Source organism: Streptomyces sp. NBC_01296 (assembly GCF_035984415.1).
GTDB lineage: Bacteria > Actinomycetota > Actinomycetes > Streptomycetales > Streptomycetaceae > Streptomyces.
This window is the reverse complement of the sequence record NZ_CP130720.1, coordinates 4,412,211-4,435,492: the sequence shown is the minus strand read 5'-3', so window position 1 is coordinate 4,435,492 and position 23,282 is coordinate 4,412,211. Positions and strand designations below refer to the sequence as shown.

The 23,282-nt window shown below is 70.2% G+C and carries 21 protein-coding genes; 12 read left to right on the top strand and 9 right to left on the bottom strand.

What is annotated here, in order from left to right:
• The first annotated feature begins 46 nt into the window (after positions 1-46).
• Complete coding sequence (locus tag OG299_RS19990) at positions 47-1,624, top strand: protein kinase domain-containing protein (protein WP_327362196.1); 1,578 nt, start codon at positions 47-49, stop codon at positions 1,622-1,624.
• Between the two features lie 72 nt (positions 1,625-1,696).
• Here the strand turns inward: OG299_RS19990 and OG299_RS19985 are convergent, their stop codons facing one another.
• Positions 1,697-2,113, bottom strand: coding sequence for a pyridoxamine 5'-phosphate oxidase family protein (locus tag OG299_RS19985; protein ID WP_327362195.1), 417 nt, complete (start codon positions 2,111-2,113; stop codon positions 1,697-1,699).
• Positions 2,114-2,203: 90 nt separating this feature from the next.
• On the bottom strand, positions 2,204-2,866 hold the full coding sequence (locus tag OG299_RS19980) for a response regulator (RefSeq protein ID WP_266627481.1): 663 nt from the start codon (positions 2,864-2,866) through the stop codon (positions 2,204-2,206).
• A 324-nt stretch (positions 2,867-3,190) separates the two neighbouring features.
• Between OG299_RS19980 and pdhA the strand changes: the two genes are divergently transcribed.
• The 6 genes from pdhA (at position 3,191) to OG299_RS19950 (ending at position 9,027) form a co-directional block, all read left to right on the top strand.
• Entirely contained in the window at positions 3,191-4,405 is a 1,215-nt protein-coding gene (gene pdhA / locus OG299_RS19975) for a pyruvate dehydrogenase (acetyl-transferring) E1 component subunit alpha (RefSeq protein ID WP_266627479.1), read from the top strand.
• Positions 4,405-5,385, top strand: coding sequence for an alpha-ketoacid dehydrogenase subunit beta (locus tag OG299_RS19970; protein WP_266627478.1), 981 nt, complete (start codon positions 4,405-4,407; stop codon positions 5,383-5,385). The genes pdhA and OG299_RS19970 overlap by 1 nt, the downstream gene beginning before the upstream one ends.
• A 12-nt stretch (positions 5,386-5,397) precedes the next feature.
• Positions 5,398-6,864: a dihydrolipoamide acetyltransferase family protein gene (locus tag OG299_RS19965; RefSeq protein ID WP_327362194.1), complete on the top strand. Its 1,467-nt coding sequence runs from the start codon at positions 5,398-5,400 to the stop codon at positions 6,862-6,864.
• Positions 6,865-6,986: 122 nt separating this feature from the next.
• Positions 6,987-7,922, top strand: coding sequence for a GNAT family N-acetyltransferase (locus OG299_RS19960; RefSeq protein ID WP_327364555.1), 936 nt, complete (start codon positions 6,987-6,989; stop codon positions 7,920-7,922).
• 35 nt (positions 7,923-7,957) lie between these two features.
• Complete coding sequence (locus tag OG299_RS19955; protein WP_327362193.1) at positions 7,958-8,200, top strand: hypothetical protein; 243 nt, start codon at positions 7,958-7,960, stop codon at positions 8,198-8,200.
• Positions 8,201-8,262: 62 nt separating this feature from the next.
• Entirely contained in the window at positions 8,263-9,027 is a 765-nt protein-coding gene (locus OG299_RS19950) for a hypothetical protein (protein WP_327362192.1), read from the top strand.
• Positions 9,028-9,032: 5 nt separating this feature from the next.
• On the opposite strand, the gene OG299_RS19945 is transcribed toward OG299_RS19950, so the two are convergent.
• Positions 9,033-9,449 (bottom strand): PPOX class F420-dependent oxidoreductase, encoded by a 417-nt coding sequence (locus OG299_RS19945; protein WP_266627470.1) that lies wholly within the window; start codon positions 9,447-9,449, stop codon positions 9,033-9,035.
• A gap of 79 nt (positions 9,450-9,528) precedes the next feature.
• Entirely contained in the window at positions 9,529-9,738 is a 210-nt protein-coding gene (locus OG299_RS19940; RefSeq protein WP_327362191.1) for a hypothetical protein, read from the bottom strand.
• A gap of 101 nt (positions 9,739-9,839) precedes the next feature.
• On the opposite strand from OG299_RS19940, the gene OG299_RS19935 reads away from it, so the two are divergent.
• Entirely contained in the window at positions 9,840-11,294 is a 1,455-nt protein-coding gene (locus tag OG299_RS19935; RefSeq protein WP_327362190.1) for a hypothetical protein, read from the top strand.
• A 157-nt stretch (positions 11,295-11,451) separates the two neighbouring features.
• On the opposite strand, the gene OG299_RS19930 is transcribed toward OG299_RS19935, so the two are convergent.
• Positions 11,452-12,012 carry a TetR/AcrR family transcriptional regulator gene (locus OG299_RS19930; protein WP_266627464.1) on the bottom strand — a complete coding sequence of 187 codons (561 nt, stop codon included), beginning with the start codon at positions 12,010-12,012 and terminating at the stop codon, positions 11,452-11,454.
• Positions 12,013-12,095: 83 nt separating this feature from the next.
• Between OG299_RS19930 and OG299_RS19925 the strand changes: the two genes are divergently transcribed.
• Positions 12,096-12,947 (top strand): patatin-like phospholipase family protein, encoded by an 852-nt coding sequence (locus OG299_RS19925; protein ID WP_327362189.1) that lies wholly within the window; start codon positions 12,096-12,098, stop codon positions 12,945-12,947.
• A gap of 180 nt (positions 12,948-13,127) precedes the next feature.
• On the opposite strand, the gene OG299_RS19920 is transcribed toward OG299_RS19925, so the two are convergent.
• Together OG299_RS19920 and OG299_RS19915 are read right to left on the bottom strand one after the other, a co-directional pair.
• Positions 13,128-13,676: a DUF1062 domain-containing protein gene (locus OG299_RS19920; RefSeq protein WP_327362188.1), complete on the bottom strand. Its 549-nt coding sequence runs from the start codon at positions 13,674-13,676 to the stop codon at positions 13,128-13,130.
• Positions 13,677-14,122: 446 nt separating this feature from the next.
• A complete protein-coding gene (locus OG299_RS19915; protein WP_266627458.1) occupies positions 14,123-15,343 on the bottom strand; it encodes a DUF1266 domain-containing protein in 1,221 nt (406 codons plus the stop codon).
• A gap of 401 nt (positions 15,344-15,744) precedes the next feature.
• Here OG299_RS19915 and OG299_RS19910 point away from each other — a divergent pair, with 401 nt between their 5' ends.
• Positions 15,745-16,899, top strand: a complete 1,155-nt coding sequence (locus OG299_RS19910; RefSeq protein WP_266627456.1) for an IS701 family transposase — start codon at positions 15,745-15,747, stop codon at positions 16,897-16,899.
• 49 nt (positions 16,900-16,948) lie between these two features.
• On the opposite strand, the gene OG299_RS19905 is transcribed toward OG299_RS19910, so the two are convergent.
• Positions 16,949-18,880, bottom strand: a complete 1,932-nt coding sequence (locus tag OG299_RS19905; RefSeq protein ID WP_327362187.1) for a helix-turn-helix domain-containing protein — start codon at positions 18,878-18,880, stop codon at positions 16,949-16,951.
• A gap of 307 nt (positions 18,881-19,187) precedes the next feature.
• Between OG299_RS19905 and OG299_RS19900 the strand changes: the two genes are divergently transcribed.
• Both OG299_RS19900 and pabB read left to right on the top strand, forming a co-directional pair.
• Entirely contained in the window at positions 19,188-19,928 is a 741-nt protein-coding gene (locus OG299_RS19900) for a 50S ribosomal protein L11 methyltransferase (RefSeq protein ID WP_266627453.1), read from the top strand.
• A 23-nt stretch (positions 19,929-19,951) separates the two neighbouring features.
• Positions 19,952-22,126 (top strand): aminodeoxychorismate synthase component I, encoded by a 2,175-nt coding sequence (pabB, locus tag OG299_RS19895; RefSeq protein ID WP_327362186.1) that lies wholly within the window; start codon positions 19,952-19,954, stop codon positions 22,124-22,126.
• Here pabB and OG299_RS19890 read toward each other — a convergent pair.
• Positions 22,053-23,042, bottom strand: coding sequence for a transaldolase family protein (locus OG299_RS19890; RefSeq protein WP_266627449.1), 990 nt, complete (start codon positions 23,040-23,042; stop codon positions 22,053-22,055). The two genes, pabB and OG299_RS19890, sit on opposite strands and share 74 nt — an antisense overlap.
• Between the last annotated feature and the right edge of the window lie 240 nt (positions 23,043-23,282).

Sequence of the window (23,282 nt, the reverse complement as noted above, 5' to 3'; positions counted from 1 at the left end):
GGACCTACCGCTGAGCGGCGGCCGAGAGAGACGACGGCGAGGACTGATGGCACCCGAACCCGAGGGAAACGGCGCCGGGATGGCCGAGGGTCCTGAGCATTGGGGCGCCGGCGGCCTGGTCGGCGACGGCCGGTACCGGCTCACCCACCGCCTGGGCCGTGGCGGCATGGCGGAGGTGTTCGCAGCCGAGGACGTCCGGCTGGGCCGGACCGTCGCCGTGAAGCTGCTGCGCGCCGACCTCGCCGAGGACCCGGTCTCCAAGGCCCGCTTCACGCGCGAGGCGCAGTCGGTCGCCGGACTCAACCACCACGCCGTCGTCGCCGTGTACGACTCGGGCGAGGACCGGGTCGGCCCGAACACCGTCCCGTACATCGTGATGGAGCTGGTCGAGGGCCGCACCATTCGCGACCTGCTGATCAGCGCCGAGGCCCCCGGCCCGGAGCAGGCGCTCATCATCACCTCGGGCGTGCTCGAAGCCCTCGCGTACTCGCACCAGCACGGCATCGTGCACCGCGACATCAAGCCCGCGAACGTCATCATCACGGAGACCGGCGCGGTCAAGGTGATGGACTTCGGCATCGCCCGCGCCCTGCACGGCGCCCAGTCGACGATGACGCAGACCGGCATGGTCATGGGCACCCCGCAGTACCTCTCCCCCGAGCAGGCGCTCGGCAAGGCGGTGGACCACCGCTCCGACCTGTACGCGACCGGCTGTCTGCTGTACGAACTGCTCGCGCTGCGGCCCCCGTTCACCGGCGAGACCCCGCTGTCGGTGGTCTACCAGCACGTGCAGGACGCGCCGGTCCCGCCCTCGCAGCTGCCGGAGGGCCACCACATCCCGCAGGAGCTCGACGGCCTCGTCATGCGCTCCCTCGCCAAGGACCCGGACGACCGGTTCCAGAGCGCCGAGGAGATGCGCGGGCTGGTCCAGTACGCGCTGCAGATGCTGCACGACCAGGGGCCGAACACGGGCACCTGGAACACCGGCCCGGTCGCCATGGCCCTGCCGCACGGGCGCGGCGGCGCGGCGCAGACCACGGCGATGCCGATGGGCCAGCACGGCGGCCAGCAGAATTACCCGGCGCACGCCACGACCTCGCAGTTCCAGCAGCCGATGGTGCCGCCGCTGAACCCGGACGACGGCTCGGCCTTCCCCGGCGGGGGCGGGTACGACAACCACGGCCGCGGCGGTGGACCGGGCGGCTACGACGGCTACGACGACCGCGGCGGCAGCCGGTGGAAGCTGTGGCTGTTCGCGGTGCTGGCGATCGTCGCGATCGCGGGCGGCGTGGCGTACGCCGTCAACTCCATGTCGCACAAGAACAAGGACGACAGCGTTCCGCCTGCCGTCCAGAGTTCCTCGAGCGGCCAGCAGACGACCCCGTCCGCGCAGCAGAGCACGCCGTCGCACGAGACGCAGCCCTCGCGCTCGTCGGAGGAGTCCGTGCCGCAGCCGAGCCGCAGCAGCAAGTTCACGCCGAGCACGAGCCCGTCGGCGACGCCGTCGTTCAGCTCGACGCCCTCGGCGTCGATCACTCCGTCGAAGTCGCCGTCGACGAAGCCGTCGCCGTCGAAGAGTGTGATTCCGCCGGTGGACCCGCCCAATCCGGTTGACGAACCTTAGGCGTGACGAGTGAACAGGCCCGGCGGAATTCGATTCCGCCGGGCCGTTCGCGTTGATCGGTGAATGCGCAGCTCAGAGGGCGTGCTGGTACTCCCGGTCCGGATTTTCGGCCAGCGAGTGCACGGTGACGAACTGGGGCTCGATGCGCATGTAGGCGGGGTCGAAGACCGCGCCGTCCACGAAATGCGGGACCGGTCCGAACAACTCGAGTTCAAGGGTGGTCGGCTCGACGATCCGGGCCGTTCCGGTGAACTGCACGGACCACAGCCGGGGATCACGGGAATTGAAGTTGTCGGCGCCATAAGCCACCACGCTGCCGTTGCAGGCCTGGTGATGACCGAAGCCGGCGTGCATTCTCAGGACGACCTTGCCGTCCACCACGACGTGGCGGGCGAGGGCGAGGAAGGGGAGCGCGCGCATGCTGGTGGCCATCCTGCCGTACGGCACCCGGCGCAGCAGTTCGATGGCGTGGAGTTCCTCCGGTGACATGCGTCCACTGTCCGGTACGGATGCTCCGCCGGAAAAGAGGAAGCCGCCCCGACGATCAGGGACCTTGGTCCCGAGCGGACGGAACCGGGGTCAGGCCCGGTTCTCGGCCTGCAGCCGGGCCACGTACGCGGCGGCCTGGGAGCGGCGCTCCATGCCCAGCTTGGACAGCAGGCTGGAGACGTAGTTCTTGATGGTCTTCTCGGCCAGGTGCAGGCGCTCGCCGATGACGCGGTTGGTCAGGCCCTCGCCGATCAGGTCGAGGATCTTCCGCTCCTGCTCGGTGAGATGGGCCAGGCGGTCGTCGCCCTTGCCGTTCTTGCCGTCGCGCAGCCGCTCCAGCACGCGCGCGGTGGCGACCGGGTCCAGCAGCGACCTGCCGGCCGCGACGTCCCGTACGGCGCTCAGCAGCTCGTTTCCGCGGATCGCCTTGAGCACGTAGCCCGAGGCCCCGGCCATGATCGCGTCGAACAGTGCCTCGTCGTCGGCGAACGAGGTCAGCATCAGGCACTTGATGTCCTCGTCGTGCGACCGGACCTCGCGGCAGACCTCCACCCCGCTGCCGTCCGGCAGGCGCACGTCGAGGACGGCCACGTCGGGCCGGGTGGCGGGGATCCGGACCAAGGCGTCCGCGGCGGTGCCTGCCTCGCCGACGATCTCGATGTCCTCTTCGACCGAAAGGAGCTCATGGACCCCGCGACGTACCACTTCGTGGTCGTCCAGGAGGAATACCTTGATTTTTCCGTCTTCGCGCACGAACTCAGTTTCACACACTCACCCCTTCCCTGACGTCGTTACCCGGGATAACGTGCCGTTGTTCCGGCCCCCTGCAAGGCTGTGACCAGTGGTTGTTCCCCGAGCTGCCGATTTACTTGGAAATCCAAGCAAAAACGCAGGTCAAGTGGGGTTTCGCGGATATGCGACGCACTGGGTAACGTGCATTGCGCAGGGCACTTGCCGGGGCACCTGTCACGCTCGCATCCGCACACGACGCGCACCCACCCCGTGCGCTGGTACGGATCGGGTGAGCCGCACTGGACCCCGGAGAACCCGGGAGCCGGACCGACGGAGGAGCAACACGTGACCGTGGAGAGCACTGCCGCGCGCAAGCCGCGACGCAGCAGCGGCACCAAGCGGGCGGCAGGCGCGGCGAGCGCCGCCAAGGCCCCCGCTGCCAAGGCTGTCGCCACCGCGCAGAACGCCGAGCCCCAGCTCGTACAGCTGCTGACGCCCGAAGGGGAACGGGTCAGCGCCGCAGACAATCCCGATGCTGCGGAGTTCCTGTCCTTCGTCGAGGACATCACCACCGAGGACCTGCGCGGGCTCTACCGCGACATGGTCCTGACCCGCCGTTTCGACGGCGAGGCGACGGCCCTGCAGCGTCAGGGCGAGCTGGGTCTGTGGGCCTCGCTGCTCGGCCAGGAAGCCGCCCAGATCGGCTCCGGCCGCGCGCTGCGCGACGACGACTACGTGTTCCCGACGTACCGCGAGCACGGTGTGGCCTGGTGCCGCGGCGTGGACCCGACGAACCTGCTCGGCATGTTCCGCGGCGTGAACCACGGCGGCTGGGACCCGAACACCAACAACTTCCACCTGTACACGATCGTCATCGGCTCGCAGACGCTGCACGCGACCGGTTACGCGATGGGTGTGGCCAAGGACGGCGCGGACTCCGCGGTCATCGCCTACTTCGGCGACGGCGCGTCCAGCCAGGGCGACGTCGCCGAGGCGTTCACCTTCTCGGCCGTCTACAACTCCCCCGTGGTGTTCTTCTGCCAGAACAACCAGTGGGCGATCTCCGAGCCGACCGAGCGCCAGATGCGCGTGCCGCTCTACCAGCGCGCCCAGGGCTTCGGCTTCCCGGGCATCCGCGTGGACGGCAACGACGTCCTGGCCTGCCTCGCGGTCACCCGCTGGGCGCTGGAGCGGGCGCGCCGCGGCGAGGGCCCGACCCTGGTCGAGGCGTTCACGTACCGCATGGCTGCGCACACCACCTCCGACGACCCGACCAAGTACCGGCGGGACGAGGAGACGGCGTCCTGGGAGGCGAAGGACCCGATCCTGCGCCTGAAGACCTACCTGCTGGCCAGCGGCGGCGCCGACGAGGCGTTCTTCGAGGCCCTGGAGGCCGAGAGCGAGACGCTGGGCAAGCGGGTGCGCGAGGTCGTGCGCGCCATGCCCGACCCCGACACCATGGCGATCTTCGAGAACGTCTACGCGGACGGGCACGCGCTCGTCGACGAGGAGCGCGCCCAGTTCGCCGCCTACCTCGCGTCCTTCGAGGAGGGTCACTGATGGCTGTCGAGAAGATGTCGATCGCGAAGGCGCTCAACGAGTCCCTGCGCAAGGCCCTGGAGACGGACCCGAAGGTCCTGATCATGGGCGAGGACGTCGGCAAGCTGGGCGGTGTCTTCCGGATCACCGACGGCCTGCAGAAGGACTTCGGCGAGGAGCGGGTCATCGACACCCCGCTCGCCGAGTCCGGCATCGTCGGCACGGCGATCGGCCTCGCGCTGCGCGGCTACCGCCCGGTGGTGGAGATCCAGTTCGACGGGTTCGTCTTCCCCGCGTACGACCAGATCGTCACGCAGCTCGCGAAGATGCACGCGCGGGCGCTGGGCAAGGTCAAGATGCCGGTCGTCATCCGCATCCCGTACGCGGGCGGCATCGGCGCGGTGGAGCACCACTCGGAGTCCCCCGAGGCGCTGTTCGCGCACGTCCCGGGCCTGAAGGTGGTCTCCCCGTCGAACCCGAGCGACGCGTACTGGATGCTCCAGCAGGCGATCCTCAGCAACGACCCGGTGATCTTCTTCGAGCCGAAGCGGCGCTACTGGGACAAGGGCGAGGTCGACACCGACGCGATCCCGGAATCCCTGCACGCGGCGCGGGTGGCGCGTGAGGGCTCGGACCTCACCCTGGCGGCCTACGGCCCGATGGTGAAGGTCTGCCTGGAGGCGGCGGCCGCGGCGGCCGAGGAGGGCAAGTCGGTGGAGGTCGTGGACCTGCGCTCGATGTCCCCGATCGACTTCGACGGGCTGCAGGCCTCCGTGGAGAAGACCCGCCGGCTCGTGGTCGTCCACGAGGCCCCGGTGTTCCTGGGCACGGGCGCGGAGATCGCCGCCCGCATCACGGAGCGGTGCTTCTACCACCTGGAGGCTCCGGTGCTGCGCGTGGGCGGTTTCCACGCTCCGTACCCGCCGGCCCGCCTGGAGGACGAGTACCTGCCGGGCCTGGACAGGGTGCTCGACGCCGTCGACCGCTCGCTGGCGTACTGAGGAGCCACGTTCATGACCATCCGCGAATTCAAGATGCCCGATGTGGGCGAGGGCCTCACCGAGGCCGAGATCCTCAAGTGGTACGTCCAGCCGGGTGACACGGTCACCGACGGCCAGGTCGTCTGCGAGGTCGAGACGGCGAAGGCGGCCGTGGAGCTGCCGATCCCGTTCGACGGGGTCGTGCACGCGCTGCTCTTCGAGGAGGGCACCACGGTCGACGTCGGCCAGGTGATCATCTCCGTGCAGACGGGTCCGGCCGAAGCGGAGGCCCCGGCCGCTGCGGTGGCCGCTCCTGCTGCCGCCCCGGCTGCGGCCGAGGCTCCCGCCGCGGCGCCGGCCCCCGCGGCCCGCCAGCCCGTCCTGGTGGGCTACGGGGTCTCCGAAGCCTCCACCAAGCGCCGCCCGCGCAAGGCGGTGCCCGGCGCGCCCGGCGTCGCCGCGGCGCCGGCCGCGCCGGCCGCGCCGGCGGTCGCGGTCGAGCAGAACGGCACCGCCGCTGCGGCCGCCGGGCTGAACGGCAACGGGCACGCCGGCGGGGAGCGCCCGCTGGCGAAGCCGCCGGTGCGCAAGCTCGCCAAGGACCTCGGGATCGACCTGGCCTCCGTGGTTCCCACCGGGGAGGGCGGGGTCGTGACCCGCGAGGACGTGCACGCCGCCGCCGCGGCGGCGATCGCCCCGCAGGCCGCGGTCGCGCAGGCTCCGGCCGCTGCCGCCGCCGTGCCCGCGCAGGCCCAGGTCCAGGCCGTGGCTCCCGCCTCGGTTCCCGGCGAGGCGTCGGCCCGCGAGACCCGGATCCCGGTCAAGGGCGTCCGCAAGGTCACCGCGCAGGCCATGGTCGGCTCCGCGTTCACCGCGCCGCACGTCACCGAGTTCATCACCTTCGACGTGACCCGCACGATGAAGCTGGTCCAGGAGCTCAAGGACGACCCGGACCTCGCCGGTCTGCGGATCAACCCGCTGCTCCTGATCGCCAAGGCCGTCCTCGTGGCCGTCCGCCGCAACCCGGACGTCAACGCGTCCTGGGACGAGGCGGCCCAGGAGATCGTGCTCAAGCACTACGTCAACCTGGGCATCGCGGCGGCCACCCCGCGCGGCCTGATCGTCCCGAACATCAAGGACGCGCACGCCAAGACGCTGCCCGAGCTGTCGAGGGCCCTGTCCGAGCTGGTCACCACGGCCCGCGACGGCAAGACCTCCCCGGCCGACATGCAGAACGGCACCCTCACCATCACCAACGTCGGCGTCTTCGGCGTGGACACCGGTACGCCCATCCTGAACCCCGGCGAGTCCGCGATCCTCGCGGTCGGCGCGATCAAGCTCCAGCCGTGGGTCCACAAGGGCAAGGTGAAGGCGCGCCACGTCACCACCCTGGCGCTGTCGTTCGACCACCGGCTCATCGACGGTGAGCTCGGCTCCCGCTTCCTGGCGGACATCGCGGCCGTCCTGGAGCACCCGCGCCGGCTCATCACCTGGTCGTAGCGGCACCTGTTCGCAGGCGCGCATCCGAAGGCCCCCTCGCCACCGCACCGCGAGGGGGCCTTCGGCGTGCCGGAAAAGTCTTGGCCAGGGGCTCTGCCCGGTGTGATCATCGGGCAGTGACCCTGATCTACCGCGCTGCCCTCGCAGACCCCGCCGACATCGACCGCGCCGTCGCCTACCCGGCCGACGGGCCCGTCGAAGCCCTCTCCGCCGACAAGATCCGCGAGGAGCTCGCCGAGAACCGGTTCCGTCCCGAGTGGATCTGGTGCGCGGAGGACGAGACCGGCGAGATCCTGGCCCGCGCGCTGTGGTGGGGCCGCGCCGACAGCGAGCGGCCCATCGCGCTCGACTGCCTCCAGGTACGGGAATCCGTCGCCGACCCGGCGGGCGTCGCCGCCGCCCTGCTGGCCGCCGGACACGAGGCCTTCGGGAACCTCCCGCTCTACAACGTCTCGCTGCCCGGCGACTGGCGGACCCGCCCCGACCTGGTCGAGGCCGTCGCCTGGCGCCAGGAGGCCGCGCACAGGGCGGGCCTGACCCGGGAGATCGAGCGGCTGCGCTACGAATGGACCCCGGCCGCCGGGACCGCGGAGCCCACCGGGCGCCTGGTGTTCCGCGAGGGCGCGGACGAGGAGTTCCTCGAGGCCTTCGTCCGCCTCTCGGCCGGCAGCCTGGACGTGCACACGCAGAACGAACTGCGCTCGATGGACGCCGAGCAGCTGGCCCGCGAGGACGTCGAGTTCTACCTCGACTGCCCCGGCGAGCGCTCCTGGTGGCGCCTGGCCGAGCTGCCGGACGGCACCCTGGCGGGCATGGCCATCCCCTCCGCGACCCCGTACCACCGCAACGTCGGCTACCTGGGCGTCGTACCGGAGCAGCGCGGCCGCGGCTTGATCGACGAGGTCCTCGCGGAGATCACCCGCTTCCACGCGGCCGCGGGCGCCGAGCGCATCACGGCGACCACGGACACCGCCAACGTGCCCATGGCCGCGGCGTTCGACCGCGCCGGATACGAAGTCACGGAGATCCGGCTGGTCTTGGAGAGCCCGGAGGGGTGACCCCGTAGCGCGGGCGGGCAGGGAAGCAGGCGCTCGTGGGGTCGGCGGCGTTCCGCGCGGATGACGTGGCCGCGGCCACGGCGGAGATCCTCGAGGTGGTGGAGCTCGCCACGCGCTTGGCGGCCCCCGCACACGGGCGTTCGGTGCGCGAGGTCTTCCTCATGTGGCGGGTGGCCTTCCTCCCCGGTGTCCTGATGCCCGCGTCGGCCTCGCCCGAGGTCGTCAAGCGGCATTTCAGGCAGTACGCGCGCGCCCTGGAGCGCGCGTTGGACCGGTGAACCGGGGCGGCGGCCGGACACCGGCAGGCGGTAGCCTCCCGCCGGGGGAAGGGGGGGCCGGGGTGGCCATCGCCGAGTTGCAGGTGTACTCCGTAGAGGAGGCCGACGTCACGGGCGGCATATGCGTGGTCCGCTGCCTCGGCGGGGTCGCGCGCGCCGGACAGGTCTACGCCGTCGGGGAACTGCGGCTCGGCCTGCGGCGGATCGAGCGGTACGGGCGCTCCGTGGCCTTCTTCGACGCGGGGCACGTGGCCAAGGTCCACCTCACGGGCGCCCTGGTCGCGCTGCTCACCCGGGGGCAGGTGCTGACCGCGGTCCCGCCCGGCGCGCATGCGCTCGAGGACATCGAGGCCTGGCTGGCCACCGACCCGCCGCTGCAGGACGAGCCGCATCCGCTGACGCTGCGCACCCTGGCCGTGGGCCGGATGCAGGGGGACCGGCTGCCCGAGGAGACCCGGCTGCGCTGGGGCCGGGTGGCGCTGGCCGCGACCCACCGCAAGGCGCAGTGGGCGGGGTCGCACGCGCTGGACCGCGCGGTCGAGGTGGCCGCCGTACGGGGCTACCTGATCCGACAGTTCGGCCCGGGCCGCGGCGGCGACCCGGCGTCCCTGTGCCGGGACGCGCTGGCCGTGATCGACCTGACCCCGGCGGAGGCGGCCGCGGAGGCCCGCACCTGGCGCGACCTGCCGCGACCCCGCATCCGGCACCTGCGGCGCATCAAGCTGCTGCTGCCCTGGACGGCCCTCGCCCGCCCCCACCTCCCGGACGGCGACCCCCTGGCGCAGGCAGTGGACGCCTGGTCGGCGATCCGGCCGCTGTTGCCCTAGTTGCCCTAGCTGCCCTTGGCGGCGTTGCCGAGCACCTTGGTCGGGGTGATGCGCACGACGACGCGGACGTTCTCGGACGGGGCCTCGGCGTACTCCTTGCCGGCGCCCGGCCCCAGGTACTGCTCCGAGATGCGGATGGCGACCTCGCGGCCCGTGTCCTCGGCGAGGGTGGCCGTGCCGCGGATCTCGACGTAGAGGAAGGGGTTGGCGGTGTCGAAGACGGTCAGCCCGACGCGCCCGTCCCGCGCGATGTTCCGCTCCTTGCGGCGGCCCTGCTCGGTGGAGACCAGCAGATCGGCGCCGTCCCGGGCCACCCAGACCACCGAACTCTGGGGACTCCCGTCGGGGTTGAGGGTGGAGAGCACCGCCGGGTGCGGGGAGTCCAGCAGGCCACGTACGGTCTCGTTCATCTCAATCGTCATGCGCGCGAGGCTAGTTGGGGCCCTCGGCACCCGTACAGGAACCTGCCTCGACTGGTCGAAGTCGGATCACAGGACCCTGTCAGTCGATGGGTTCGCCGTCGTACGTGCCGCCGATACAGGTCCACAGGCCGGTTGCGGACTCGTACTCCACCGTTCCTTTGGCTTTCATGCACTTCGGCTCGTCGACGGCGGGCACGGACACGGACACGGCAGCCTGTGCGGCAGGGCCCATGAGGCCGAGAACAGCCAGCATCAGGGCAGCGATGAAACCGAGAAGTCGTTTACACATGGAGACCTCCTGTGAGGGCGGGCCATGGCCATGACGTTACTCCGATCGGGTAGGGGCGCACTCCGTGAGCGGTCACCCGCATTTGGCAGCAGACTGGAATCATGGCGAACACACCCGTGGTAGCCGTAGGTCGACCGGATGGCCTTGGCTGGCGGCATGTCACCATCAACGACCATCCCGCGGGCCAGGTCCGTTCCATGGGGGAGTTGCGAAGACTCATACGCGGCGCTGGTCTGGTATCCGGGTACGACATCCATTGGATCGGCGAGGACTGCACGGTCTGGCCGGATTGCCCGTGGTACCGACGCACCGTCGGCACTCTCATGGCAGCCGGCCTCCTGGCAACTGCATGCATGCTCTTCAAGATCGGCATGAAGGACACCCTTAACGCCCTTACCTACTCCGGGCGCATTACAGGAATTATTTTTCTCCTCGCCTTCCTGCTGGAAATAATTGCCGCAGCGGCTGCCGTTGACTATTGGCACAAGCGAAAAATGGCCTACTCGGGCATGATCATCCTGATGGGTGCACTGGTCTCGTTGGCTGTCAGCCTGCTCCTGCTCATCGTGTGGATGACCGACGGTGGGGATTATGCGGGTTACCTGCCGTTTTGGATAATTTTCACACTGTGGTCCGTATGGACCGTGGTCACACTCATCCACGGCCGGGCGTGGATCGGAATTCCCCATCCCAGGCGAATCGTGGCCGGGGCGGTCGTATCCGCTCTCATCGCCATCACCAACGTGACGTATACGCAGATATATATCCCCTATGCGACATCTCCGCTGGTGATGAGTTCCGCTTCCTTTGGAAAGCCGAGCCTGGACGGGGAGCGGAAGAAGATGTATTTGCCGGTTCATCTGTATGTGAAGAACAGTGGCCAGATCCCGATCTACCTGCTCGGTAGCATCTACTGGCTTGAAGGCGGCCCCGCTATCGATCCGCCCCGTACCGACTCGCCCCATCGCGACTTGTCCTACACGTTGATCCACGACGGCGAGTTCATCAAGCCTCCTGGTCGTCCGTTGAATCCAGGACAGGAATTCTCGGAGGATGAGGTCATTGAGTTCACCCTCGACAAGTTCAAATACGAGGCAGTAAGGGTCTATACCGAGTTGTACGCGATCAGGAAGGACAGGGTGACGATAGTCGGCGACTACGAGCGCTCCGGGAGGGATCTGCAGGCGCTCAAGCGGGAAGGTAAGGATCAAGATCCCAAGGGTCCGCGCCAGGGCTACTTCAGATACCAGACTGAGATCTCGAACAGTAATGAGATTCTCAATGTGACGAGAGGCCGGCAGCGTATAACCCTGTGGTACGTGGACAATAAGAAAAAGCCGTACATTTACGCGGTTGTGGCGCCGCCCAGCGAGAGAGTGGATTTTGACCTTGGGCATGTCCATGCGAACCAAGAGGCCATTGATCGGTACGGCCTGGAAGCGGTGCGCAGCTCAATCACGCAGAAACCCTTCAAAGAACTCATGGAGATGGCTGAGGCCGAGCCCAAACTTCCAGAAGGCGAATCGCCCACGCCGCCGAGTACTGAAGCGCCCTAGTGCTCCAGCGGTAGATCGTGATCGCACCGGGGCTGTGGCTTGCAGTTCTCGCGGGGCAGATCCGCGAGCAGGCCGGGCATCAACCGCCTTATCCGTCAGCGGGGTTCGACCCGCGTGTACCGGCCCGCGATCCGGTCCATCAGGGCCTCGAATGCCTTCAATGCCGGAGGAGTTCGCAGAAGCGGTCCAGGGCGCGGTCGGTGCGGCTGCGGTCGCCGGTGGTCGTGAGGTCGAACAGCAGGCCCCGGATGACGGCCATGACCAGTGTGGGAGTAACGGTGTCGTCAGGGCCGTTGGTGATGTCGCGGAACGTGGCGCCGAGGGTGTTGAACCAGTCCGTGATCGCCTCAGCCTGGTTTGGGTAGTTCTCGGGGTGGGCCAGGCCGTCGGCGTGCACCTCGAAGAACAGTCGGACGAACGCGGCGCGTTCGGGTGCGCTGATCCAGGCCCAGATGCCGCGCAGGCGTTCATCCGGAGAGGCTGCCTCCGGCGGGAGGTTCTCGGCCAACCGTGTCGAACCGCGGCGGCGGGCCTCGGCGAGGACCGCAGATACCAATTCCTGCTTGCTTCCGAAGTCATAGAGCAGCATCCGCGGGCTGGTGTCGAGAGCCGCGGCCAGCGGCCGCAGGCTCAACCCGGCCAGGCCATGACCCAGTACGTAGTCGGTCGCTCGCGCCAGCGTGCGCTCCCGCCGGGCGGGATCTGGGGGTCGCCCCACGGTGGATCATCCTCTCGGTCCTGCAGATCTGAGCCTGCGTCAGTATATGGTACGACTGTTTCAAGAACGAGAAGGAGACGGTCATGTACACACTCGATCGGGCACTCGCGCTGGGCGCCGGAGGCCCCGTGGGTGCGGCCTGGATGGCCGGACTGGCCTGCGGACTGCGCCGCGACGGAGTGGATCTCAGCGAGGCGGATCTGATCGTCGGCACGTCGACTGGCGCGATCATCGGCGCAGTGCTGGCCACCGGTCAGGACCCCGGCCGGCTCGCAACCCCTGTGCGCCCCGCCGCCTCCGACGGCACCCCGCCCCAGGTGGACGAGCGTCGGCTGGGCGAGGCGTTCGCCGTGCTCGGCGATGCCGCCTCGAACCCGGCCGAAGCGCGGCGCCGGGTGGGCCGGATCGCGCTCGTCGCCGAGACCGGTCCCGAGCAGGCGCATCTCGACCGGATGCGCGCCATGGTCGGCGCAGACCAATGGCCGGACCGGAAGCTGCTCATCGCTGTGCTGGACGCCGAGACCGGCGAGCAGGAGATCTTCGATCGTGCGAGTGGCGCACCGCTGCCCTCTGCCGTGGCGGCAAGTACGGCCTTCCCGGGCATCTACCCACCGATCACCATCAACGGCCGTCGATACATGGACGGCTCCCTGCAGTCGGCGACCAACGCCGGCCTCGCGACCGGAGCCCGCACGCTCGTCGTCATCGACCCGCAGGCGCACCTGTTTCCCCACGACCTCCACCAGGAGCTGACGGTCGCAGGAGCGCACACAGTGGTGACCATCGAGCCCGATCCGGCATCAATACGCGCATTCGGCTCGAACATGAACGACCGGACGGCCTGGGAACCGGCCTACCAGGCGGGCCTTCGCCAAGCCGCCGATGCCGCAGAGCAGCTCCACTTCGCGTGGAAGACCGGATCCGACACGGACTGATCGCCGCCCCATCTCCGGAATGGCGCTGCCTCCGGTTGCAACCCACCCCTCGGCCCCGGCCCTGCCGACAGCCGACCAGCGACCACCCGCCAACCAGCCGGTCAAGATCACGATCTACCGCTGGAGTACCAGGGCCTGTCCGGTGGATCTCGCCGGACAGGCCCTGGTCCCGAGGAGGGCTCAGCGCTTGAGCGTGAAAGTGAAGTCGCCGGAGAGCTTGCCGCTCAGCCGGACTGCCGAAACGAGTTTGCCCTCCGTGATCAGTCTCTCGACCTCGGCCCGCGAAAGACCGCACCCTTCGGCGATCAGTCGCACCGGCCGGACGGGGATCCGCGCCGCGAAGCGGACCGAGACGTCGACCACCTCGCGGTCCAGGTGATCCGATCCGCCGGTGTCGAGGCGCCAGGCGTTGTCCCAGTCGAGGGCGATGCGATTGCGGCGCCGCACGACTGGATCCTGGAGCAACTCAGCCGCCAGGCCGGGGTCGTTGCGATGCATCCGGTCCAGCAGCTCAGGTCGTATGGAGCGCACGTTCATCCGCTCCAGGATCGTGAGCTTTGCCGTGTCCCCGCAAGCGGTGCAGAGCACGAGGAGCCAGGCGTCGAGGAGCTTGTGGTTTGCGTTGACGCGGAATTTGCCGTTCGCCCGGAAGCGGTCGGACGCGCACGCGGGGCAACGGCGGAGAACGGTCGGCAGGCAGGTGGGCATGACCACCCAGTCATTGAGCACAGAAGTACACCGGTTTCAGTGAGAAAGTCCGCAGCAAGAAGCAGCGCGGCGCACAGGCGCGACGCGCGGCAGATCAGCACTCGGGGGGTCTCACAGGGTGTACAACGGGACGTCCTTGCCTAGACGACTTGACTCGGCAGCACGGTAATGGCGCACAGCGGCGCTGTTCCACTGGTTTTCGAGCGCCTCACAGCCAGGTTCCGCTCGCCCGGGAGTTCTTGAGCGCATTGATCGTTCGCTCGACTTCGTTTCTGCGCGGCCTCGAACACGGTGCCGTCGTGGATGAACGCTGAGGGGCCCGGCAGATGGTGGAGCCGACGCTGATCTGACTCCAGTCCACGCGGTCCTCGGCATCCGCGTCGGCCTGAACAGCGGTCAGTACCGCCCCGACACCCACACGCCGGCAGATGCGGCTCGAGCCGGGCCCACTCGTCCTTGCTCAGACCCTAGTTCCACGGGATGTTGAGCCAGGGGCTGCCCGGGTCGCTCATCAGGGCCTGGTGGGTGGCGGCCATGTCGGTGTACCAGTGCCCGTACTCCTCCTCGTCGAACTGCAGGCAGCGTCCGAGGATGAAGCCGGCGGAGAGGTCCTCCCAGGAGCGGTAGGCGAGGCGGCAGACCCTCCCGGCCCGGACGACGGCGTCCTCGGCCTCCCGCAGCGTGCCGAAGCGGGCGCCGAGGCCCCAGCGGGCCATCTGGGAGGCGCGCCCGTAGTCCCAGGCCTCGACGGACCGGACGAACCTGCCCTCGCCGAGGATCCCGTCGGCCCGGAAGCGCTGCTCGTAGCGGGCGATGCGGCCGATGACCCGCTGCACGCCGGCGACCTCCCCCTCGACCTCGGCTGCGGAGCGGGGCCGGGCGACGGTGACGCCCTCGGGGGTGATCCGGGGCTCGGCCGCCCGTTCGGCGTTGGCCCGCAGGGTCGCCTCGGTGGCGTGCCGCCAGTGCTCGACGTCCACCGGCCCGGCGAACTCCTGGGCGAGGGCGGTGCGGATGCGGAGCGTGAACTCCCACACCGCACTGACCATGTCGGCCGTCAGCAGCCGCTCGGTACTGAGCAGCCATTCCTCGCGAGTGGTGACGCCCCAGTACTCCCTGAGCTTCTCGCGCTCCTTCGTGTACCCCTCGCCGTGGTAGCCCAGGGCGTTCCAGAACAGGCCGTTGCGTACGGAGAGGTGCGCGCCGCAGGCGAGCCCGAAGGCGGCGGGGCCGCGCAGCGGTCCCCCGACGTGGAGGGAGTGCACCTTGTTCTGTTCCAGGCCGTACGTGGGGACACGGTCCCAGTGGGCGTTCCACACGGCGCGGTCGGCGGGGGACGCGGGCAGGAAAGCCTCGCAAGGGCTGCCGGGGTCGATGGCCAGGTACGGCGGATCGCCGGGCCCGAAACTGTCGGCGAACCAGGCGAGGTTCTGGCGCTTGAAGACCCCGTCGGGGGTGGGGGCGGGCAGCATGCCGGCGGTGTACGCCACGTAGGCGTGGGCGCCGACTTGCGGGAAGTACTTGGTTTCGAGCAGAACCGAGGTGGGATGCGTGTCCGCGTAGCCGCGGGCCATGGGTACGAACAGCCAGGCGCCGGCCAAGGCGTCGAAGTAGGCCGGCCAGTTGTTCGCGAGCTTGGCTTCGTACAACTCTCGCTCTATGACGCTCGGCGCGGTCCAGGTCCCCATGGGGAAACCCTAACGGGGCCCTCCGACGCCCGGCTCGGCCCATACCGTCTTGCCGATGACCCGCTGAGCTGCGCCGTGGTGGGCCGGTCACCATCCTCGGGGCGCGGCGTGGTGGGCCGGGCACCTCGGGCGGCGTATGCCCCGGGCGTGGTGCGGGTGGGGTGGGTGGTCCACTCGGGCTCCAGTGGCGCTCCAGGAGACTGCGAACGGTTGCTGCCCTGGCCAAGGCCCTGTGGCGGACTCCGGCGCCTGATCATTCGGGTTCCGCGGTCCGTTCGGGCTGATGGCGCGCCGTGCACGCCGGGCCGAATGTGTGTGACGGGTCCACCTGGTTCTCCCGCCTCCCCCGACCGCAGGGTTGAGGGGCTGGAGAGAACGTCGGGGGAAGGGATGGATCCGTCATGAGCGCACCGAGTCTCGAACGCCTGGAGACCCTGAGCAGCCGGTTCGTACCGGACCTGGTCGTGGCCGAACTCTGCGCCGAGCTGTTCGCCTCGCTGCCGCGCAGCGACCAGCGGCGCAAGGGGGAGGTGTACCTGCGCGGCCTGCTGAAGGCCGAGGGGCGCAAGTCGATACGCAATATCGCGGCGCACGTCGGCGACCGGGCGGCCGAGCAGAGCCTGCACCACTTCGTCGTCTCGTCCACCTGGGACTGGGGTCCGGTACGGGCCGCACTCGCCCGGTATCTGGAGCGGGCGCTGCGCCCCCGTGCCTGGGTCGTGCAGCCGGTGGTGATCTCCAAGGCCGGCACGGAGTCGGTCGGGGTGGCCCGCCGCTTCGTGCCCGAGCGGGGCCAGATGGTCAACAGCCAGGTGGCGTTCGGGGTCTGGTCCGTCGGCGAGGAGCACGGCTGCCCGGTGAACTGGCGGCTCGCGCTCACCCAGAAGTGGCGCGACAGCGTCGGCCCCCTCTCCCCCAACGTCCACGAGTCGGAACTGGCGACCAGCCCGCTCGAATGCGCCGCCGGAGCCGTCGAGGAGCTGCGCGACTGGGTCGGGCAGATCCGCCGTCCGGTGGTGTTCGACCTGCCCGACGTCGATCCGGCCGCGGTGGCCCGCCGGTTCGGGCCGGCCGGGACGCACTTCGTGGCCTCGGCCCGCGGCTCGATGCGGGTCCGCTGCGTGGACCCGGTGCTGCCGAGCAGCGGCAACCGGGAACTCGCGGCGCACCAGCTGCTGTTGATGGCGGGCACGCTGCGCCGCCCGGTGACCTGGCTGGACCCGCTGACCTTGCAGCAGCGCACCTCGCTGGTGGTCGGCGTGCGGGTGGAGCTCCCGCAGGCGCCCCGGCCGCTGCTGCTGTTCGGCGAGTGGAACGACCCGCGCGGCTGGCCCGAGCAGTGCTGGGTCACCGACATGACGCAGGCGCCCGCCGGCGGGCTGCTGCGGCTCGCGAAGCGGGCGCAGAACGTCGAGGCGGATTTCGCCAACGTCTCGCAGAAGGTGGGGCTGACCGACTTCGGCGGCCGCTCCTTCGGCGGCTGGCACCGGCACACCACCCTGGCCTCCGCCGCGCACGCGGTGCGGGTGCTCACCCAGGGGGCCGGCGAGCGGTAGGCATCCGGCCGCCGGCCCCGGTCAGCCGGAGGCCGGCCGGGGCCGGCGGTCAGCCGATGGTCTGCCGGGGCTGGTCGCCGCGGGGGCCCTTGTTCAGCGCCTGCCGGGTCCGCTGGAGCTGGAGGGCCAGCTGCACCTGGAGGGCCTGGGTCGGCTTCTGCCAGTCCTCGCCCAGGATCTCGGTGATCCGCTCCAGCCTGCGCGAGACCGTGTTCGGGTGGACGTGCAGGGACTCGGCCGCCCGGGAGGGGCTGTTGGCCGAGGCGAAGTACGCCTCCATGGTGCGGATCAGCTCGGTGTACTGCTGGTCGTCGTAGTCGAGGACGGGGCCGATGGTGTCGTTGATGAATCCGGCGATGTTCGGCTTCTCGGAGAGCAGGACGCCGAGGAAGCCCAGCTCCTCGGGGGACGCCGTGCTGCCGGGGCCGGTGAGTGCCGCGACCGCGTCCAGGACCCGGCGGGCCTCCTGGTACAGGTGGACGATCCCGGCCGGATCGTCGACGGGACCGGCGGAGCCGGCCGTGACGGGCTTGCCGAGCACCTCGGAGAGCTCCTTGGAGGCCGTACGGGCGATGGCCCCGGCCTGGGTGCCGGGCAGCAGCAGCACCACGATGTCGCCGTCCACGCTCTTGAGGCCGTGGTGGCGGTTGGCGTACGAGGCGGCCCAGGCGAGCACGCGGCCCTGGACCCCGCCCTCGGGCCGGGCGATCACGATGACGTGGGGTTCGTCGAGGTCGAGCGCGAGGCGGCGGCTCTGCTCGGCGATCTGCACCGGGGACAGCGAGGTGCCCCGCAGCAGGTCGTGGAAGAACTCGTCCCGCATGTGGCCCTCGGCGGCGGCCATGCCCTGCTCCATCAGCAGCACCACGGCGGTGACCTGGGCGGTGAGCGCGAGGAGCTGGATCTGGCGGTCGGTGGCCGGCTCGTCGCAGACCAGGATGAGCGTGCCCAGCATCTCCTCGCCCGCGGCGACCGAGGCGACCCAGACCCCGTCGCCCGTGCTGCGCGGCTGCCGGTCGGTGTGCGCGTCCAGCAGGACGGTGCGGATCTCGGACTCGTCCAGCTCGGGGGGTTCGCCGCCGGGGCAGGCGAGGTTGCGGCCGGCCGCGTCCCGTACGAGCAGCGCGCCCTCTAAACCCTTGGCCGCCTCGGCGGCCAGGTTGCCGAGGCCGCCGCCCTGGAGCACCAGGTCGAGCAGGCGGCCGTGCGTCTCGCGGAGCTGGCGGGCGGTGGTGGAGGAGTCCAGGGCGCGGGAGGTGTCCTGCTCCAGCTCCACGACCTCGTACCGGGTCTGCTCCAGCAGCCGGGCCTTTTCGATCGCAACGGTGGCGAGGTCGGCGAGCGAACTCATCAGCGACACCTCGTCCGGGGTGAAGTGCCGGACGTTGCGGTCCGCGACGTACAGGGCGCCCAGGGTGGTTCCGGCGTGCCGCAGCGGGACGGCCATGACGGCGTGCAGGCCCTCAGCTTGTACGACCTCGTCGATGACGGGGCTGTGCTGGAAGGTTTTGTCACTCATGTAGTCGGCCGACCAGAACGGGGCCGATCCGTCCGCGGCGCGCTTGCCGACGCCCCCGCCGGACAGCGGGATGGCGAACCCGATGGTGAGCGCGGAGGCGTGGCCGTCGGCCGAACGCACCCTGGAGCACTGCGCGTCGAGGTCGTCGAAGCTGACCCAGGCCATGTCGAGCCCGAGCAGCAGCCGGGCCCGCCGGGTGATCACCTTCAGCAGCTCGTCGAGGTCGTACGGCAGGGTCAGGTCGCGCGCGGTGTCCACGAGGGCGGCGAGGCCGGCCTCGCGCTGCTGGCGGCGTACGAACAGGGCCCGGATGCCGAGACTCTGGTCCCTGGCCCTGGTCAGCTGGGCGAGGGCGGCCCCGGACAGGCCGGACTCACGGGCTTTGCGGACCACGTCATCGAAGGCAGCCGCAGGCGCCTCTCTGTTCAGCAGTTCCAGCATTTCGTAAGCGTGGTCAACCACGACTTCTCCCCCGACCCCCATAAAAGCCGTTCACGATTGCACCAAACCGAGTGCAAGCAATCCCTGGCCTGCCTGAAAGTATCTCTTGGGGCAAGAACCGGTCAAGAAACACTCGAGAAGCGATCCAGGTCAGCGACGCGGAGGGTGATCGGATCACCACGGTCCATGACTGATGCTGTCACGTGAACACCTTCTGGTCGAGGCTGACTCAAGGGCAGGCTGCTCACTGAGCGTTCCGGTGCCGACACCACCATCGGCACCACCATCGGCACCACCAACAGCCTGATGTTTCCTTGGGGGAGTTCGCATGTCTCAGGTGTCACAGCTGTCTCAGCTCCAGAGCTACGAGCGGTCGCTGCTGCGCAGCCGGCTGTCGCTGACCCGGCAGGACCGGCCGCGGGTGTTCACGCTCGGCGACCGCGAGTGGGACCTGTTCGACGAGGTCTTCGCCCCCGTCTACTCCCCTTCGACGGGTGTGGCCCTTGAGCTGCTCGGCCTCAACAAGCTTGCGTCGAGCCCGCGTTCGGGCTCGTTCCTGGAGATAGGGTGCGGCACCGGCGTGATCGCCGTGACCGCCGCGCTGGCCGGATACGATCGGGTCGTGGCGGCCGACATCAGCCCGTCCGCCGTCGAGAACGCCTCCGTCAACGCAGAGCGGCACGGGGTGGCGGACCGCCTGCAGGCGCTGCACAGCGACCTGTTCTCCGGACTGCGTGAGAGCGAGCGGTTCGACGTCGTCTTCTGGAGCTCCAACTACGTGATGGGGCCCGAGAGTTACGAGTACAAGTCGGTGCACGAGCGGGCATACGTGGACACCGGGTACCAGGCGCACCGCCGGTATCTGGAGCAGGCGGTGCACTGGACCACCCCGGGCGGCCGCGTCCTGCTCCACTTCAGCGACCGCGGCGACCTGGCGGCACTGCACGAGATGGCGGACGGGAGCGGGTGCGAGCTGTCGACCGTGGCGAGCCACCGGGTCCGCGAGGGGGAGTACGGAGAGGACATGGTCGAGCACATGCTGCTCGAAATCAAGCCAATCTCGGCCTGATTCAGACGGGGGGATATTGCATCATGCGCACGCTGCTCGTGGACAACTACGACTCGTTTACCTATAACCTCTTCCACTATCTGACCGAGGTCAATGGTCGGGAGCCGGAAGTCGTTCGAAATGACGACCCGCACTGGAAGATCACGGATCTCGGCGGGTTCGACAACGTCGTGGTCTCGCCCGGCCCCGGCACCCCGCGCAGGGCGGCCGACTTCGGCGTCTGCGCCGAGATCATCGAGCGCTCGCCGCTGCCGCTGCTGGGCGTCTGCCTCGGCCACCAGGGGATCGGGCACGTGCACGGCGCCACGGTCGCCCGCGCGCCGGAGCCCCGGCACGGCCGCACCTCGCCCGTCCTGCACGACGGCACGGGCCTGTTCGCCGGGCTGCCCTCCCCGATGGAGGTGGTCCGGTACCACTCGCTCGCCGTGACGGACCTGCCGCCCGAGCTCGAGGCCACCGCGTGGACTCCGGACGGCATCCTGATGGGGCTGCGGCACCGGACGCGGCCGATGTGGGGGGTGCAGTTCCACCCCGAATCGATTTGCAGTCAGTACGGGATCGAGCTGCTTGCAAACTTCGCCGATCTGACCCGCGCGCACCAGGCGAACCAGGCGCATCACACGAACCACGAGCACCACGAGCACCGCGCGACGGGGGCCCGCCGCCCTGCCGCCGCGCCCGTCGCCGCAGCCGCAGCCGCAGCCGCCACCGACACCGCCCCCGCGCCCGCCGCCGAGGCCCCGGTCCGCCGGCTCCGGCTGGTCACGCGCGAGCTGCCCACCCGCTGGTCTTCCGAGACCGTCTACGACCAGCTCTTCCGCGGCAACGACCACGCCTACTGGCTGGACAGCAGCCTGCCCGGCGGCGACCGCGGCCGGTTCTCGGTCATGGGCGATGCCACCGGCCCGCTCGCCCGGGTCGCCACGGCCGACGTGTGGAGCGGGTGCGTCACCGTCGAGTCGGCGGGCGGCGCGAGCGAGCTGGTCGCCGCCCCCTTCCTGGAGTGGGTCGACCGCGACCTGCGCTCCCTGCACACCGAACTCCCCGAGCTGCCCTTCGACTTCGCGCTCGGCTGGGTCGGCTACCTCGGCTACGAGCTCAAGGCCGAATGCGGCGGCGATCTCGTGCACCGCTCGCCGGTGGCCGACGCCACCATGGTCTTCGCCGACCGCGCCCTGGTCTTCGACCACATCGGGAACACCACGCACCTGCTGGCCCTGGCGGAGGGGACCGCCGAGGAGTCCGCCGCCGCGGCCGACGCCTGGCTGATCGGCACGGCCGAGCGGCTCGCCCAGCTCGCGGGCCTGAGCCTGCCGGCCCCCCGGCCGACCGCCCCGAGCGGGGAGATCCGGCTGCGCCACGACCGCGGGGCCTACCTGGACCTCATCGACTCCTGCCTCGAGGAGATCGCCGCAGGCGAGACGTACGAGGTCTGCCTCACCAACATGGCCGAGGCCGATGCCCGCCTCGACCCCTGGGCCGCGTACCGCACCCTGCGCCGCACCAGCCCGGCGCCGTTCGCCGCGCTGCTCCAGTTCGGCGAGCTGTCCGTGCTCAGCACCTCGCCCGAGCGGTTCCTGCGGGTCACCCGCGACGGGCTCGTCGAGTCCTCGCCCATCAAGGGCACCCGGCCGCGCGGCAGCACCCCGCAGGAGGAGGCGGAGCTGATCGCGGACCTGCTGACCGACGAGAAGGACCGCTCCGAGAACCTCATGATCGTCGACCTGGTCCGCAACGACCTCGGCCGCTGCGCCGTGCCGGGCTCGGTCGAGGCCGAGGAGCTGTTCCGGGTCGAGACGTACGCCACCGTCCACCAGCTGGTGAGCACCGTACGGGCGCGCCTGCGGCCGGAGCTGTCGGCCGTGGACTGCGTACGGGCCGCCTTCCCGGGCGGGTCGATGACCGGGGCCCCCAAGATCCGCACGATGCAGATCATCGACCGGCTGGAGGCAGGTCCGCGCGGGGTGTACTCGGGGGCCATCGGCTACTTCTCGCTCTCCGGCGCCGCGGACCTGAGCATCGTGATCCGCACCGCCACGGTCACCGCCGACCGGGTCCGGTACGGGGTCGGCGGGGCCGTGGTGGCCCTGTCCGATCCGGCCGCCGAGTACGAGGAGACGGCCGTCAAGTCGGCTCCGCTGCTGGCGCTGACGAATACCCGGTTCCCGGAGAGGCGGCGAGACCGGATCCCGTCCTGACCCCCCAGCCGTGCTGGAGGCGGGTGAGCTCCTCCGTCTCCAGCGCGGCGGCGACCTGACGGGCGGGTACGCCGACCCGCTCCAGGGCCCGCAGGGCGCACGCCGCCTCCCCGTCGGCGTTGAGGAGGGTGTCACCCGTCAGCTCCGGCTTCCGGGCGGCGGCCTCCAGGGTGTCCACGGACAGGGCGAGCGCGGTGTTCCAGCCCACCAGGGCGCCCACGCCGCCGCCGGCGCCGGTACCCCACAGCAGCCGCGGCTGCGGGGCGCCGTTGGCGCGGAGCACCCGCCACCAGTCCCCGGACAGCCGTTCCTCGCGCAGCCGGTACATCGTGCGGGCCACGGCCAGCCCCGCGGCGCCGCGCACCTCGTGCCGGGGGCCGACGCGGAGCTCGTCCAGCCGGGCGTCGACCGCCACGTCGAGCAGGCCCACCGGGAAGGAGGCCACCATCGGGGCGGCGCCCAACGGCCGGCCGCAGGTCAGGGACCGCTCCAGCCCGTCGAGGTAGCCGTCGAGCACCTCGGCGTACCGCTCGTCCGAGAAGACCATCGAGGCATGCACCCCGATCCCCTCGGCGAGGCAGTCGGACAGCACCTGGGGACCCGCCGGGGTCATGGGGATGCGGACGAGTGCGTTGGGGCGGTCCACCGCCCGGTGCACCGCGCGGGCCGCCGCGCCCATCGCCTTCGCGTCATGGGCGCGGCGCGGGGAGACGGGCACGGAGACCTGGCCCACCGCGCCCTTGCTGATCTCGTGCACCGGCAGCAGGAGATCGCAGGCGCGCCGCAGCTGGGCCACGCTGCTGCCCGCGGGCGCGAGGGCGTTGTGGAAGTGGGCGCCCAGGGTCGGGTACCGGGCTCCGGCGTCGAAGTCCCCGGGGTCCTGCGTGCTCAGCCACGGCGAAACCCCCTCGGACACCAGTTGCTTCAGCAGCGCTCCAGCTCCTTGACTAACCACGAACACGACCTTAGAACGTCATGACATCCGTATGAACTGAACCGTTGATGGTGTGTCAAGTGCCGGACCTTCCGGGTCCTGTGTCCTCTCACGTGTGCGGACCTTAAAGGGTTCGAAGGCGACCCCGGTCCAACGCCCCGGTACTGCGTCAGGTTTATTTCGGGCCCTTGCTTTCAACCTGACCGAATGCGGCCCCACCTG

Bases quoted from the DNA above. Each gene is read 5' to 3' on its own strand.
- OG299_RS19910 (WP_266627456.1), top strand. From the start codon at position 15,745: ATGAGCGCACCGAGTCTCGAACGCCTGGAGACCCTGAGCAGCCGGTTC.
- OG299_RS19935 (WP_327362190.1), top strand. From the start codon at position 9,840: ATGGCGAACACACCCGTGGTAGCCGTAGGTCGACCGGATGGCCTTGGC.
- OG299_RS19970 (WP_266627478.1), top strand. From the start codon at position 4,405: ATGGCTGTCGAGAAGATGTCGATCGCGAAGGCGCTCAACGAGTCCCTG.
- OG299_RS19965 (WP_327362194.1), top strand. From the start codon at position 5,398: ATGACCATCCGCGAATTCAAGATGCCCGATGTGGGCGAGGGCCTCACC.
- OG299_RS19915 (WP_266627458.1), bottom strand. From the start codon at position 15,343: ATGGGGACCTGGACCGCGCCGAGCGTCATAGAGCGAGAGTTGTACGAA.
- pabB (WP_327362186.1), top strand. From the start codon at position 19,952: ATGCGCACGCTGCTCGTGGACAACTACGACTCGTTTACCTATAACCTC.
- OG299_RS19945 (WP_266627470.1), bottom strand. From the start codon at position 9,449: ATGACGATTGAGATGAACGAGACCGTACGTGGCCTGCTGGACTCCCCG.
- OG299_RS19940 (WP_327362191.1), bottom strand. From the start codon at position 9,738: ATGTGTAAACGACTTCTCGGTTTCATCGCTGCCCTGATGCTGGCTGTT.
- OG299_RS19900 (WP_266627453.1), top strand. From the start codon at position 19,188: ATGTCTCAGGTGTCACAGCTGTCTCAGCTCCAGAGCTACGAGCGGTCG.
- OG299_RS19990 (WP_327362196.1), top strand. From the start codon at position 47: ATGGCACCCGAACCCGAGGGAAACGGCGCCGGGATGGCCGAGGGTCCT.
- OG299_RS19925 (WP_327362189.1), top strand. From the start codon at position 12,096: ATGTACACACTCGATCGGGCACTCGCGCTGGGCGCCGGAGGCCCCGTG.
- OG299_RS19985 (WP_327362195.1), bottom strand. From the start codon at position 2,113: ATGTCACCGGAGGAACTCCACGCCATCGAACTGCTGCGCCGGGTGCCG.